Here is a 14,551-nt window from a genome sequence, read left to right as displayed (position 1 = left end):
AACGCGCTACTCGGCCGCCGCGCGGATGCCGGACGGCGTGTCGGGAAAGGCGCAAACAACCGTGGTGCCCTTATCCCTGCCGGTCTCGATGCGGACGCTGCCGCCATGCAGTTCGACAAAGCTCTTGACGATCGACAGGCCGAGCCCGGCGCCACGGCGGCGGCCGCCATTGGTGCGCGGCTCGAAGCGCCGGAACACTGAGTCAAGCAGGTCCGGCGGCATGCCGGGGCCGTCATCGTGAACGGAAAATTCCACGCCGTCGGCAAGTTGGCGGCAGGCGAGCGTTATGGTGCTCGCCTCCGGCGCGTAATTGGCGGCATTGCTGAGCAGATTGTAGAGGATCTGGCGGACGCGGATCTCGTCGCCGTGGAAGGTTTTCGGCGCGGCCGCCGCGTCGATCCTAAGCTTGATCGCATGTTCCTCCAGCCGGTCGGCGACCAGTTCGGCGGCAGCCGTAATGGTTCGATCGATGTGAACTTCGGAAATGTCGAGTTCCATGATGCCGGCATCCACCGTCGCCAGGTCGAGGATGTCGTTGACGATGGTGAGCAGGACCGAGGAAGACGAGCCGACATGCCCGATATATTCGCGTTGCTTCTGGTTCAGCGGACCAGTCGACGGCAGTGAAAGAAGCTCGGTAAAGCCGATGATGTTGGTGAGTGGCGAGCGCAGCTCATAGGAGACGTGCTGCACGAATTCGTTCTTGATCTGGTCGGACTTTTGCAGCGCCTCATTCTTGTCCTTCAGCGCCCGCTCGACATTGACGCTGTCGGTAACGTCGACGAAGGTCATCATCACCTGGCCGTTGGGCAAAGGGATGACGGCGTAGCGCAAAACGGTGCCGTTGTTCAATTCGGTTTGGCCGTGGCGGTCGCGGCGCTCGTCGTCGAAGCCGGTGATGGCGGCAACGAACCCGCCCCACGGACTGTCGACGGCACGGCGGTCGCAAAGGTTGCGGATCGTCGAGACATGGACGTTGGGTTTTGAGGCATCGGCATCCAGCCCCCACAATGCCGCGAACGCCGGGTTCGACAATCTCAGCTTGCCGTCGGGGCCGAACACAGCGACGCCTTCGGCGAGGTTGTCGAGCGTCTCGCCCTGGACCCGGACGGCGGTCTGGTAGCGGCTTTCAAGGTCCATCTTCTCGGTCAGGTTCTCGAACACCCAGGTGACGCCGCCCTTGGGCTGCGGATTGGCGACGACGCGAATGGTCTTGCCGTCCGGCAGATGCCACCAATGCTCCTGCGATTCAACCGCGCGGTAAGCGCCGAGCAGGCTCTCTTTCCAGCGCCGCCATTCGGGCTGCTCGGCGATCCTGCCTTCGCTGCGCAGGCGGTCAAGCAGCAAGGCGTTGTCCGGCGCGCTGTGCAGGAAGCCGCTGTCGAGGCCCCATAGCTTCTGGAACGCCTGATTGAAAAACCGCAATTTCTCGTCGGTGTCGAAAATCGCCACGGCGGTGTTGAGCTGATCGAGCGTGTCGGCGTGGCTCTGCATGGTCCGCTCATATTCGGCGCGAATGGCCTCGATAGCGCTGATGTCGCAGGCAAGACCAGCCGAACCATCCGCCCCGGCAAAATCGGTCACGGCAAACATACGGCGGTCGCCTTCGATGACCGTGGAGAGCGTCTGTTCAAAGACCGCGCGCGACTTGTGCTGCGCAGCGATCGTGTCGCGCGCCTGGCCGCCGAGGAATTCCTTGCCATCGCGGACCGCCGCTTCGGCATTCTCGGCCTCGACCGCTTCGGCATAGGCGCGGTTGACCCATTTCAGCCGCCCGTCGACAGTACGCAGCCATGACGGCATCTTGAGCGCATCCAGAAGACCGATCAGCGTCTCATGGTCGGCGGCTAAGCGTTGGTTCTCGATCTTCAGCCTGGCCTGGCTTCGCTGTGTCTCCGAAAGCGAGACGAAGCGAACCAGCACATGCGCCGCACTCTTGCGGCCGTGAACCTCGAGCGGCTGGCCGGCCTGCGATTCGATGACCAGATCGAACGGCTTTGCCTTGTCCCGCAGTGCCGCTACGGCATGTTCGAGTGCGGCCGCCGAACGCGGCATCAGCCAGCGGCCGAAAGCCAGGAAGGCCGCCCGGTCCTCCGGCGCGCCGCTCTCGATCGGCAATGTCCCGACAAGTTCGGGCTTCTTGTTCTCGGCCGCCCATACCACCACGCGCTGATCGCGAGAATGGAGCAGCGCCTCCGAGCGCTGCAGCGCGGCATTGACGTCGGCGATGCGGGTCCTGAGCTCGGCATTTTCCGCCGCGGTGCGCGCCCGTTCGCGGATCAGAAAGATGGCCGACAGCAATGCCGCCCCCATGACGCCGACGAACATGGCGAGTTGCATGACCTCGACCGTGCTGACCGACAGCCCGGCCTTTTGCGCCACGCGGGTTTGGGCATGTGCAGTAAAGCCAAGCAGCGGACCAACCAGCGCGGAAGAAGCAAGCAGCACACCGACACGGCTGCCGGCGCGCCATAGAAGGCTGCCGCCTCTGGCAGCGGAGCCCGTGATCGAATCGTTATGGCCGCCGGAAACGGCCTGTCCCGCGCAAGGCGGGTTATCCCCCGGCATGTCTTGGTCCTCTTCGCCGCCTGAATGCAAGACCGCCCTGATGCGTGCGCCCGGGCCTCGTCCCCGGACCGCGAATCAGCACCATAGCGCTTGCGCGAATCGGCGTGAAGAATCAATCAGCGCAAAAATAAAGCCGGGCGAAAAGTCAATTGCCCGGCTTCAATATCTAGTGGCAAGTTTCGCCGTGGTTAATAGCGGTAGTGTTCCGGCTTGAACGGTCCCTGCGGAGTGACGCCGATATAGGCGGCCTGTTCGCCGGACAGTTCGGTCAGGCGGGCACCGAGCTTGTCGAGATGCAGGCGCGCGACCTTTTCGTCGAGATGCTTCGGCAGGACATAGACCTGGTTCTCGTACTGACCGGGCTTGGTGTACAACTCGATCTGGGCCAACACCTGGTTGGTGAAGGACGCCGACATGACGAAGCTCGGATGGCCGGTGGCGTTGCCGAGGTTGAGCAGACGGCCCTCCGACAAAAGGATCATCCGCTTGCCGTCCGGGAAGGTGATCATGTCCACCTGAGGCTTGATGTTGGTCCACTTCAGATTGCGCAGCGAGGCCACCTGGATCTCGTTGTCGAAGTGACCGATGTTGCCGACGATCACCATGTCCTTCATCAGGCGCATGTGGTCGAGGGTAACGACGTCCTTGTTGCCGGTGGTGGTGATGACGATGTCGGCCGTCGGCGCCGCGTCCTCGAGCGTGACCACCTCGAAACCGTCCATCGCCGCCTGCAGCGCGCAGATCGGATCGACCTCGGTGACCTTGACGCGGGCGCCGGCGCCCTTGAGCGAAGCCGACGAGCCTTTGCCGACGTCGCCATAGCCGCAGACAACCGCGACCTTGCCGGCCATCATCGTGTCGGTGCCGCGGCGAATGCCGTCGACAAGCGATTCCTTGCAGCCATATTTGTTGTCGAATTTCGACTTGGTGACGGAATCATTGACGTTGATCGCCGGGAACGGCAGCAAGCCTTTTTTCTGCAGCTGATAGAGCCGGTTGACGCCGGTCGTCGTCTCTTCAGTGACGCCGCGGATCGCTTCCTTCTGCTTGGTGAAGAAGCCGGGCGATGCCTGCATGCGCTTTTTGATCTGGGCAAACAGGATCTCTTCCTCTTCGCTGCCCGGATTGGACAGCACATCCTCGCCGGCCTCCGCGCGGGCGCCGATCAGGATGTACATGGTGGCATCGCCACCGTCGTCGAGGATCATGTTGGAGGTGCCGCCATCGGCCCACTGGAAGATCTTGTCGGTGTAGACCCAATAGTCCTCCAGCGTCTCGCCCTTGACGGCAAACACCGGAATTCCGGCCTCGGCAATGGCCGCGGCGGCGTGGTCCTGGGTCGAGAAGATGTTGCAGGAAGCCCAGCGGATATCGGCGCCGAGCGCCTTAAGCGTTTCGATCAGCACCGCCGTCTGGATGGTCATGTGCAGCGAGCCGGTGATGCGCGCGCCCTTGAGCGGCTTCTTGTCGCCGAATTCTTCGCGGCAGGCCATCAGGCCCGGCATTTCGGTTTCGGCGATCTCGATCTCCTTGCGGCCCCAGCCGGCAAGCGCGATGTCTGCGACCACATAGTCCTTGCTACCCGTCATGGCAGTGCTCCGATGCGAATTGATTGCGGGACGCGCCCGCCCCGAAAGCGTGTCGGAGGGCGCGAGGTGCCGGCCTGACTAGCAGATCGGGAGTCGGACGACAATGGGATATAAAGAAATCTTTATCCGTGCATGTCTTCAGAAGCGATCAGCACGTCAGCATTCCTCGCCAAAACGGGAAGCAACCAGTTGCTCCAGCGCATCGATGACCTCTTCGGCCTCCGGGCCGGTGGCGGTGACGCGGATCGAATAACCGGGGCTCGCCGCCAGCATCATCAGGCCCATGATCGAGGTGCCGCCGACCTTGACGCCGTCCTTCTCGACCTGGACCGTGGCGTTGAAGCCGCTGGCGATTTGAACGAACTTGGCCGAGGCGCGTGCGTGCAGGCCGCGCTGGTTGACGATCGGAAAGTCGCGAACGATCTTGTCCTTTTCCGGCAACAGCGCGCTCATTTGCTGCTCAGGAGTTGACTGGCGACATTGATGTATTTACGGCCGGCAGCCTGCGCCTCATCCAGCGCGGCCGTCATGTTGTCGCCCTTGCGAACGCTGGACAGCTTGATCAGCATCGGCAGGTTCATGCCGGCAATGACCTCGATACGCCCGGATTCCATCACGGAAATGGCGAGGTTAGAGGGCGTGCCGCCGAACATGTCGGTCAAAACGATGACGCCTGATCCCGTATCGACGCGGCCGACTGCCTCGATAATGTCGCGGCGGCGCTGTTCCATATCGTCGTCGGCACCGATCGCCACGGTCTCGAAATTGTCTTGTGGCCCAACGACATGTTCCACGGCATTGCGGAACTCGGCGGCCAGTTGACCGTGCGTTACAAGCACGAGTCCGATCATTCTTTGGTGGCTCCCGTCATCGCCGCTTCACAGGCGCATTTTATGCTCGCCGACCGTTCCAGGTGGCGGGAGCGCTATCTTGTCGACGCAAGGCCCGTTGACAAGCCCAAAATTGCGCCGGCCCAAGCCAATTTGACGCATTGCAGCAAAAAATCGAAATCGGATCACAGGAAAGGCGCAATCGACAGGCGCGACATCAATGCCGGCAAGGCCGCCGCTACATTGCGCTCGGCAAGATCGATGCGCGGCACTGGTACGCCGACAACGAGTTCGCTGCAGTCTTCCTGGAAGCGGGCCATTTTGCCGGCTGGCACCAGCCGGATAATGAGGTCGATCACACAGCTTGGCTCGAACTGTATCGGTTTGGGGCCGAATCCCGGCACCTCGACGAGGCCGGCTATGCTGGCTGGTGCGCGGCAGACCAGCCGCCCGTCGCAATCTGCAGCATAGAGCTGGTCATCGCCGATCAGCCGGGAAAACAGCCCACGCTGGCTGCAATGATCGATCAAGGCGAGCGCCAGCGTCGTCTTGCCCAAGCCGGACGGTCCGGTGATGAGAATGCCGCGATCACCTATCAGGATCGCGGTGCCGTGAATATTTTCAGGCTGCACAATAGGACCAGGCGTGATTGGAATTCATCCGTCAGCCTTCCGCCGGCAGCGTCACCACGAAGCGCGCGCCCTTGATCTCGCCAGGCTTGGTGCCCGGGATGTTCTCGGCGCTCAGCGTGCCGCCATGGGCTTCAACGATCTGCCTGGATATCGACAGGCCAAGGCCCGAGTTCTGACCGAACGCCTCGCCGGCCGGCCGATCGGTATAGAACCGCTCGAAAATGCGATCGATGTTATCGGCCCGGATACCGGGTCCATTGTCGTCGATGGTGACGATGTTGAACTTGCCGGCGCGCGCCAGCGATATGGTGATGTGGCCACGTTCCTCGGGAACGAACGAGCGGGCATTCTCGATCAGGTTGGTGATCACCTGGCCGATCCTCAGATCATGACCGACGACGAAGTAGCCTTTCACGCCCTGTGGCAGTTTGGCGACCTTGAATTCGATCTCGACCGCCTTCTTGTTGCGCGTGGCCTCGCGCGAGACGGCGACCAGATCGGTGATGAACTTCTTGAGGTCGACGGTTCCCGCATCTTCCCGCGCCAGCTCGGCATCGAGACGGGAGGCATCGGAAATATCGGTGATGAGACGGTCAAGCCGCCTCACATCGTGCTGAATGATATCCATCAGCCGGCTGCGCGAATTGTCGTTCCTGGCCAGCGGCAATGTCTCCACCGCGCTGCGCAGCGAGGTAAGCGGGTTCTTCAACTCGTGCGAGACATCCGCGGCAAAACTTTCGATCGCCTCGATGCGGGCGTACAGCGCATTGGTCATGTCGCGCACGGCGATCGACAGATTGCCGATCTCGTCCTGCCGATCGGAGAAGTCGGGGATTTCCTCGCGGTTCTTGACACCGCGGCGAACCCTGACGGCTGCCGCGGAAAGCCGGCGCAGCGGATTGGCGATGGTGGAGGCCAGCAGCATCGACAGGATGGCGGTAACCAGGGCGGCAATGCCGAACACGCGCAGGATGGCCTTCCGCTCGGCCGCGACGATCTTGTCGATGTCGCCGCCTTCGGTCGACAGCATCAGCACGCCGAGAACGGCACGGAAGCGCTGGATCGGCACCGCCACAGAAACGATCTGCTCGCCTTGCTCCGAGATCCGCACGATCGTCGACGGGCTGCCGGTAAGCGCCTTGACCACTTCCGGAAACGCGGCGCCGTTGCCACCCGGCTGCTCGCGATAGACGGGCAGCTGCTTGTTGCGGAAGAAATCGAAGACGAATTTCTGGATGCGCTCCAGAAGGTCCGGCTGTTCCTCTTCGACCGGCGGCAGGTCGTAGCGAAGGATCTGGCCGCGCGAATAGAGATGGCGGGAATCGAGCAGCAGGTTGGCGTCGCGGTCGTAAATGCGGGCGCGGGTCCGCGTCGGCGAGATCAACCGCCTGAGCACCGGCGCCACGCGCTCCGGATTGATCGGGAAATCGAGGTTATCGAGCTGATCGGAGCCCGGGCCGAGGCTTTCGCCGGCCTGCAACTCGAGCAGCTTCTCCGGATCGATGCTGATCGAATCGGTCTCGACCGTCGCCGAGGCGGCGATCGCGCCGGCGATGATCTCGCCTTGAGTCATCAGGCTCTCGACACGGGCGTCGATCAGCCCGTCGCGAAAGGTATTGAGATAGAGAATGCCGGTGACCAGGACGGCAAGGCCGGCAAGGTTGAGAAAGAGGATACGCCGCGTCAGGCTGGAAAAGATGTGATGGCCGAGAAACCGGCGCATCGGCACCGTAATTTTCGACACGAAGGCGGGCAGAATCCGCGGCGGGCGCCTGGCGGCGCCCGACCGTCTCACTCGCTCTACTTGCACTGCCATCGAATAGCAGCTCCCGCTCGACTCAAGCTTCGCGGAACCGATATCCGACTCCGTAAAGGGTTTCGATCATTTCGAAGTCATCATCGACGGCCTTGAACTTTTTGCGTAGCCGCTTGATGTGACTGTCGATGGTGCGGTCATCGACATAAACCTGCTCATCATAAGCCGAATCCATCAGCGCATCACGGCTTTTTACAACGCCCGGACGCTGGGCCAGCGAATGCAGGATGAGGAACTCGGTGACGGTCAGCGTCACCGGCTCGCCCTTCCAGGTGCAGGTGTGGCGCTCCTGGTCCATGACAAGCTGGCCGCGCTCAAGCGACCGAGCCTGCTGGTTGGGCGCCTTGGCAGCCGCCTCGCGGGTGCTGGCGCGGCGCAGCACGGCGCGGACGCGTTCGACAAGAAGACGCTGCGAGAAGGGTTTGCGGATGAAGTCGTCGGCGCCCATCTTGAGGCCGAACAGTTCATCGATCTCGTCGTCCTTGGAGGTCAGGAAGATCACCGGCAGGTCGGATTTCTGACGCATCCGGCGCAGCAACTCCATGCCGTCCATGCGCGGCATCTTGATGTCGAGGATGGCGAGGTTCGGCGGGCGCGCCGCCAGTCCCTCCAGCGCCGATGCCCCATCCGTGTAGGTTTCGACCCGATAACCCTCGGATTCGAGGGCGATCGAAACCGAAGTCAGAATGTTGCGATCGTCGTCGACAAGCGCGATTGTTGCCATTTCAAGCGGCTCCCTCATGAGCTGTCCCTTCTTTCGTCGAGAAGGGGCTTTTGCAGGACAAATTAGGTACAAAATGTGGCATAGGCTGTATCCGCTGTCACGCACGGCATGTCGACGGCCACAATTGTACCTCGATATGGATTGGACGAATGAACATCGCCAATCCTTTGGGCAACCATCAGTGTTTTTGCACATATAAACGATTTAAACAACTTTCAAAATATTTAAATCGATTAATGATTTGATATCATTCGCCTTTTCTGGTTTTGACGTTTTTAGCTCCTGCAATGGGAGTTCCGGAATTCGCCGGTAAAGACGCGGTAAATCGAAGAAGGGACACCCATGTCGGAAGCCGGCAAACGCAATCCTGCATGTGCAATCGATCGGATCGGCCTAAGAACCACGGGCGTGGTGCGCTATAATTTCGGCGCGGCCGCGCTCTACGAGGAGGCAATCCGCCGTGGCGAGGCCCGACTCACCGCGCATGGCGCGCTTGCCGCCGAGACCGGGCAGCACACCGGCCGCTCGCCCAGGGACAAATTCGTGGTGCGCGACGAAAGCACCGCGCCGCATGTATGGTGGGACAACAACAAAGCGATTTCGCCGATCCAGTTCGATACGCTGCTTGCCGATTTTCGCGCCCACGCGGCTGGAAAGGACCTTTATGTGCAGGACCTGGTCGGCGGCGCCGACGAGGAGCTGAAGCTGCCGACCAGGGTGATCACGGAGCTTGCCTGGCACTCCTTGTTCATCCGCAATCTGCTCATCCGACCGGCCGCCGCCGAACTCGAGCATTTCATGCCCGATTTGACGATCATCGACCTGCCGTCGTTCCGCGCCGATCCCACCCGCCACGGCACGCGCGGCGAAACGGTGATTGCCGTCGATCTTTCGCACATGATCGTGTTGATCGGCGGTACCTCGTATGCCGGCGAGATGAAGAAGTCGGTGTTCACCGTGCTCAACTATCTGCTGCCGGCAAAAGGTGTGATGCCGATGCACTGCTCGGCCAATGAAGGGCCCGTCGGCGACGCGGCCGTTTTCTTCGGCCTTTCCGGGACCGGCAAGACGACGTTGTCGGCCGACCCGTCGCGCACGCTGGTCGGCGACGACGAGCATGGCTGGGGACCGCACGGCATCTTCAATTTCGAGGGCGGCTGCTATGCCAAGACGATCAAGCTTTCGGCCGAAGCCGAGCCGGAGATCTTCGCCACCACCCAGCGCTTCGGCACGGTGCTGGAGAATGTGGCGCTCGACGCAGGCCGCGTGCCGGATTTCGACGACGGCGGGCTGACCGAAAACACACGCTGCGCCTACCCGCTCCACTTCATCCCCAACGCCAGCAAGACGGGGCGCGCCAGCCACCCGAAGAACATCATCATGCTGACCGCCGACGCATTCGGTGTGATGCCGCCGATCGCGCGGCTGACCCCGGCGCAGGCCATGTACCATTTCCTCTCCGGCTATACCGCCAAGGTGGCGGGGACCGAGAAGGGCGTTACGGAACCCGAAGCGACATTTTCGACATGCTTCGGCGCACCGTTCATGCCGCGGCATCCGTCGGAATACGGCAATCTGCTGCGCGAGCTCATCGCCCGCCACGGCGTCGATTGCTGGCTGGTCAACACCGGCTGGACCGGCGGCGCCTACGGCACCGGCAAGCGAATGCCGATCAAAGCAACGCGGGCGCTGCTTGCGGCGGCGCTCGACGGCTCGCTGAAAGCGGCCGACTTCCGCACCGACGCCAATTTCGGTTTCGACGTACCGGTGACGGTTGCCGGCGTCGACCGCGCCATTCTCGACCCTAGATCGACCTGGATCGACAAGCCCGCCTACGACCGGCAGGCGGCAAGGCTGGTCGGCATGTTCGTCGACAATTTCGAAAAGTTCGAAGCCCATGTCGACGCCACCGTGCTCGGCGCCGCACCACGCATGCAGATAGCGGCTGAATAGCCGTCGCCCCTGGTGATGCTTCAAGGCCCGGCTTCGATCGGGCCTTTTCTTTTTTCGCCTGCCGCGCCATGAGTGCGGCATGAACGCCGACGACAAGATCATCATTACCGACGATGCGGTGATTAATCCGGGCGACCTGCACGAGGACTTCATCCGTTCGTCCGGCCCGGGCGGCCAGAACGTCAACAAGGTGGCGACGGCAGTGCAATTGCGCTTCGATGCCGCCAATGCGGCCGGCCTGTCGGAGCGGGTGCGCGAACGGACCATCAAGCTTGCCGGCCAGCGCGCCACCAAGGACGGCGTCATCGTCATCGAAGCCGGACGCTTCCGCACCCAGGAGCAGAACCGGGCGGACGCCCGGGCGCGGCTGACGGCACTGGTCGCCAAGGCCGCCGAACCACCACCACCGCCGCGCAAGAAGACAAGGCCGTCCAAAGGCGCGGTCGAAAGACGGCTCAAGAGCAAGGCCGGGCGCGGCTCGATCAAGAAACTGCGCGGCCGGGTCGGGGATGAGTGACAGCCAAAGCGGCTTCGGATCTCAGATCGCCGGTTAAAGCGCGCAGCCACCGTCGGAGGCGGCTTTCGGGTCGCCGTTTTCATTTGACGGTGGCATTCTGATTTCTCCAGACCAACGGATTAAGCGACGCGATGCTCGTACTGCCCAAAGGCGTCCGCCATATGCCCGGCTACCTGTCGCGCGCCATGCAGGAAGTGCTGGTGGAAGATATCCGGCAGGTCGTGCAGAAGGCGCCGCTGTTCGTGCCGGCGATGCCGCGTACCGGCAAGGAGATGAGCGTGCGCATGACCAATTGCGGTCCGCTGGGCTGGGTCACCGACAAGGAGCACGGCTATCGCTACCAGCCGACCCACCCGGTGACCGGAAGGCCTTGGCCGCCGATCCCGGAGATGCTGCTCGAACTGTGGCGGGATGTATCTGCCTATGCGCACCCGCCGGAAGCCTGCCTGGTCAATTTCTATTCGCAGGATGCCAAGATGGGTCTTCACCAGGACCGCGACGAGAGCGATTTCTCCGCGCCTGTCGTCTCGGTGTCGCTCGGCGACGATTGCCTGTTCCGGGTCGGCCAGACGACGCGCGACGGCGCCACCAAATCGTTCAGGCTGAGGAGCGGCGACGTCGTCGTGCTTGGCGGCGAAGGGCGGCTCTGCTTTCACGGCGTCGACCGTATCTACCCGTCGACCTCGGCATTGCTCAGGAGTGGCGGCCGCATCAATCTGACGCTGCGACGGGTGACGATGCCGAAATAGGCTGTTCGGGTGGCCGGTGGCCCGGGCGGACATAATCGTCGCGCAGATAGATGCGCTCGGTCTCGTCCTCGATAAGAATGCGGTAGTGCGCCAGGATGGCGTCAAAGCCAAAACGCCCCATCAGTTGGCTTGTCCACATTGTGTTGTTTTTCTTGAAGACGACGATATCCGGGCGCAGACGCGCGAACTCTTCGCGTTTGCTTTCGACGTAGCGCGCCATGATGGCTCGGTAACGCGTGGCTTCGGCGGTGTCACCCGAGAGAGCTGCCTGCCGGGACAGGGAAAGTGCGAACGCTCCAAGCCAATCGCTGACGTGGGTCGAAACGAACTGCCCATCGATCATACGGTTCAACGGATGTCCCGAGGAAATATCCGAACTGACCAACGCTACGGTCGGCCGATCGGTGGCGGCGCGAATTGCGGCAACCAGTGCCGGCCCTGGTTTCTGGGTGCTCCAATAGGGCAAGAAAGCGATTGCCACCGCCGCCAATGCCCAAGCTCGCGAAGGAGCCGTCACGAACGTCAACAGCTTCGACGGCTGCTGCACGATCCTGGGCAGTGCCAGCAGGCAGAAAATGGCTGCCACAGCGCAAAAGATCGCGGGATAGGCATGATAAGACCAGCCTTTGGCTTGGTAGAACAGGGGAAACATGCCGGCGATCGATGCAGCCAACGCTACCGCCGCCAGCTCTGGAAACCGCCTGGCCGGCCACAGCCACCAGATCAGGAAGACAAGGAAACACCACGAGAAACCGTAGCCGATCACAATCGGCCAAAAGATGCCGATCTTTGCATAAACATCCGCCAAGAGGGGATAGATGTCGCGCACGAATTCCGGATGGATCAGCGTGACCGTGCTGAGATAGACAACGCAGATTCCGCCAATGACCCAGTGTTCCAGGGCGAAGATCGATTTCAGACTGCGCCGGCGCACTGCAACGACCAGCGCCGGCGCCAACACCATGATCGCATAGTAGGGCTTGACCAGCAGCAGAATGCTGCCCGACAGGCCGGCGAGTACGGCGAGCCCGGGGTCTGGTTGGGCAGCTGCATCTCTGCGCGCGCGCCAGGCATGAAGCGCAAGCAGCGGCATGAAAAGTGCCATGCCGATATGCTCCCGCTCGCTGAAGGCATTTCCGGGGAAGACCACCAACATTGCGCAAAACGCTGGCCCCAGTGCAAACAATGATGCAGTTTCGGTGAAACCCGCACGCTTGACGATCACGCCCGAGAGCGAAAGCCCGATAAGCACGGCAAGGTATGTCCAGGCCTCAACCAGGATTTCCGGGGCGGTGCCCAGCAATCTGGCCGCAGCCACTGGCGGCAGATAGAGCCAGACGCTGAATGGGGGATTGGTCTCGTAGATTTGCGAGTAAAGCCGCTCACCGGACAGCATACGCTCGCAGACCGTGATCAGCCAGCTAGTGTCGGGAACAGTCCCCCAACGTCGCTGCCAGAAGATCGAGAAGACGGTGACTGCGGCAATGGCCAGGACATTGCGGCTAGGAAGCAGCGACGCCGCAATATCCCGGTCGCGCCAGCGGCTCAAGCCGCCAATGTCGTTCGAGACGCTCATGCTGTTGCACCGAGGCTCTCGAGATCGAGCCATATGTCGTCCAGCGGAGCGATTGGATCCAGCCGTGTCATGGGTTTCCGGGGGCTCCTGCTCAATCGGTTTGGAGCGGCGCAGGCGCCGTGTAACGCAGATAGACAGTGATTTCCGGCTCGGCGTGCAGCAGACGATAGTCGGCCAAGGCGACCTGGATCCGCTTGTCCTGCAGCATCAGGGCAGTCCACGCGGGCGAGCCTGACAGCACGATATCGGGCTTCTTCGCTGATATCTCGGCGGCGTTTTCGCCGATCACCCGATCGCGGATGCTTTCAAGTTCCGGTCTCCGTTCGAGATCGCCGGTGACGCGGGCGAGCGTGTCCGCGTTGGAGACCGCCCAGGCGCTCGGATGGCGTGATGTGAACCTGCCGCCGACCAGCCTGGCGAGGGGATGGGCAACCTGCATCTGGTCGGCAATCGACATGATGGTCGGGGTTTCGACCGTTGCGCGGATCGCGGCGACAGACCGGGCGATCGGGCCGTTATCCGTCGTCAGCGCCGCGTACTGTGCCCTGACCGCTATTTGCAGCACCAGCACGCAGCCGAAGATCAGGGCGGCCTTGCGAACGAAGCCTGCACTGCCGAATGTGCCGAACCGCACAAGCTGGATGCCAAATGCAAGTGTCGCAACAACGACCATCGGCAGCGCGTGATTGGGCCAACCCTTGCCCATGACGATGAAGGCCGGAATGAACCCCAGGGCGGTCAGGAGCGGAATCCTGACGTCCCAGTTCGTCTTTCTCAGGCCGCCGGCCGCAAGCACGGTGGCGGCGGCCAGAAGCAGCACCACTTTCGGCCAGTTTGCCAGCATATCGGCGGCAGAGGCCCTCAACGGAAGATAGACCTCCCTGACCAAGGGCAGGACGTCGCTGACGTAAGCGCGGTCGAAGAGCGCGATGGACGCGATATAGGCGGCCACGATCGCAGCGCCCACCAGGTTCTCTGCGACGAAGAGCGGTCTCAGCGACCGCCTTTCAAGCGCAAGACAGAGCGACGGCAACATGAAGGCCAGCACAAAATAGGGCGGCTTGACCATGACCACGACCGCCGCGCCGAAGCCCGCGACCATGTGCTCCAGGCGCGAGCCCGCGCTGAAATCCAGGTTCCGCTGACGTGTGCATTGCAACGCCACCCAAGGCAGAATGGCAACCAATGCGAAGTGCTCGCGTTGGCCGAATTGATCCGGCATGAAACACAGGATCAAAAACAGGGCCGCCGCTGCCGCCCACAGCGCATGGGGCTGCCGACAGACCGGTTCATCGCGCGCGAGAATGTGGACGGAAACGGAAAGACTGGCCAGGCTCAGGCAAACGACGCCAAGCGTCAGCCAGAATTCCGCACGCATGCCAGTGAGCTTTTCCAGGAGCATGAACGGCATGTAGAGCCAGATCGAGAAAGGGGGGTTGGTCTCCACGATGTCGGTGTTGAGCCGCTCTCCGCCAAGCAGGCGGTCGCAGACGACCAGAAGCCACGACACGTCAACATTGGTCGGAATTGCAACGGTCGATAGCCAGACGGCGTATGTGACGACCAGACTGGCCAGCAGCAACGGAGCACCCGCTAC

Annotated in this window: 12 protein-coding genes; 3 read left to right on the top strand and 9 right to left on the bottom strand. The window is 62.1% G+C overall.

What is annotated here, in order from left to right:
- Positions 1–6: 6 nt before the first annotated feature.
- The 7 genes from X773_RS58030 to X773_RS58000 all read right to left on the bottom strand — a co-directional run bounded on the left by X773_RS58030 (position 7) and on the right by X773_RS58000 (position 8,159).
- Entirely contained in the window at positions 7–2,568 is a 2,562-nt protein-coding gene (locus tag X773_RS58030) for a PAS domain-containing sensor histidine kinase (protein ID WP_023677553.1), read from the bottom strand.
- 188 nt (positions 2,569–2,756) lie between these two features.
- Positions 2,757–4,157 (bottom strand): adenosylhomocysteinase, encoded by a 1,401-nt coding sequence (gene ahcY / locus X773_RS58025; protein ID WP_023677552.1) that lies wholly within the window; start codon positions 4,155–4,157, stop codon positions 2,757–2,759.
- A gap of 156 nt (positions 4,158–4,313) precedes the next feature.
- Positions 4,314–4,610, bottom strand: coding sequence for an HPr family phosphocarrier protein (locus X773_RS58020; RefSeq protein ID WP_023677551.1), 297 nt, complete (start codon positions 4,608–4,610; stop codon positions 4,314–4,316).
- Positions 4,607–5,008, bottom strand: coding sequence for a PTS sugar transporter subunit IIA (locus tag X773_RS58015; RefSeq protein ID WP_023677550.1), 402 nt, complete (start codon positions 5,006–5,008; stop codon positions 4,607–4,609). The genes X773_RS58020 and X773_RS58015 overlap by 4 nt, the downstream gene beginning before the upstream one ends.
- 164 nt (positions 5,009–5,172) lie before the next feature.
- Positions 5,173–5,619: an HPr kinase gene (locus X773_RS58010; RefSeq protein ID WP_023677549.1), complete on the bottom strand. Its 447-nt coding sequence runs from the start codon at positions 5,617–5,619 to the stop codon at positions 5,173–5,175.
- A gap of 31 nt (positions 5,620–5,650) precedes the next feature.
- Positions 5,651–7,435: a sensor histidine kinase gene (locus X773_RS58005; protein WP_023677548.1), complete on the bottom strand. Its 1,785-nt coding sequence runs from the start codon at positions 7,433–7,435 to the stop codon at positions 5,651–5,653.
- 22 nt (positions 7,436–7,457) lie between these two features.
- A complete protein-coding gene (locus tag X773_RS58000; RefSeq protein WP_023677547.1) occupies positions 7,458–8,159 on the bottom strand; it encodes a response regulator transcription factor in 702 nt (233 codons plus the stop codon).
- 342 nt (positions 8,160–8,501) lie between these two features.
- On the opposite strand from X773_RS58000, the gene X773_RS57995 reads away from it, so the two are divergent.
- From X773_RS57995 to X773_RS57985, 3 genes are all read left to right on the top strand, one after another.
- Positions 8,502–10,112 carry a phosphoenolpyruvate carboxykinase gene (locus X773_RS57995; RefSeq protein ID WP_023677546.1) on the top strand — a complete coding sequence of 537 codons (1,611 nt, stop codon included), beginning with the start codon at positions 8,502–8,504 and terminating at the stop codon, positions 10,110–10,112.
- A gap of 79 nt (positions 10,113–10,191) precedes the next feature.
- Positions 10,192–10,629, top strand: a complete 438-nt coding sequence (arfB, locus tag X773_RS57990) for an alternative ribosome rescue aminoacyl-tRNA hydrolase ArfB (protein ID WP_023677545.1) — start codon at positions 10,192–10,194, stop codon at positions 10,627–10,629.
- A gap of 131 nt (positions 10,630–10,760) precedes the next feature.
- Complete coding sequence (locus tag X773_RS57985) at positions 10,761–11,378, top strand: alpha-ketoglutarate-dependent dioxygenase AlkB (RefSeq protein ID WP_023677544.1); 618 nt, start codon at positions 10,761–10,763, stop codon at positions 11,376–11,378.
- Here X773_RS57985 and X773_RS57980 read toward each other — a convergent pair.
- Together X773_RS57980 and X773_RS57975 are read right to left on the bottom strand one after the other, a co-directional pair.
- Positions 11,341–12,954: a hypothetical protein gene (locus X773_RS57980; protein ID WP_023677543.1), complete on the bottom strand. Its 1,614-nt coding sequence runs from the start codon at positions 12,952–12,954 to the stop codon at positions 11,341–11,343. The two genes, X773_RS57985 and X773_RS57980, sit on opposite strands and share 38 nt — an antisense overlap.
- 91 nt (positions 12,955–13,045) lie before the next feature.
- Positions 13,046–14,536, bottom strand: coding sequence for a hypothetical protein (locus tag X773_RS57975; protein ID WP_023677542.1), 1,491 nt, complete (start codon positions 14,534–14,536; stop codon positions 13,046–13,048).
- Between the last annotated feature and the right edge of the window lie 15 nt (positions 14,537–14,551).

The organism is Mesorhizobium sp. LSJC280B00 (genome assembly GCF_000502835.1).
Taxonomy (GTDB): Bacteria; Pseudomonadota; Alphaproteobacteria; order Rhizobiales; family Rhizobiaceae; genus Mesorhizobium.
This window is presented reverse-complemented; position numbering and strand designations above follow the sequence as displayed.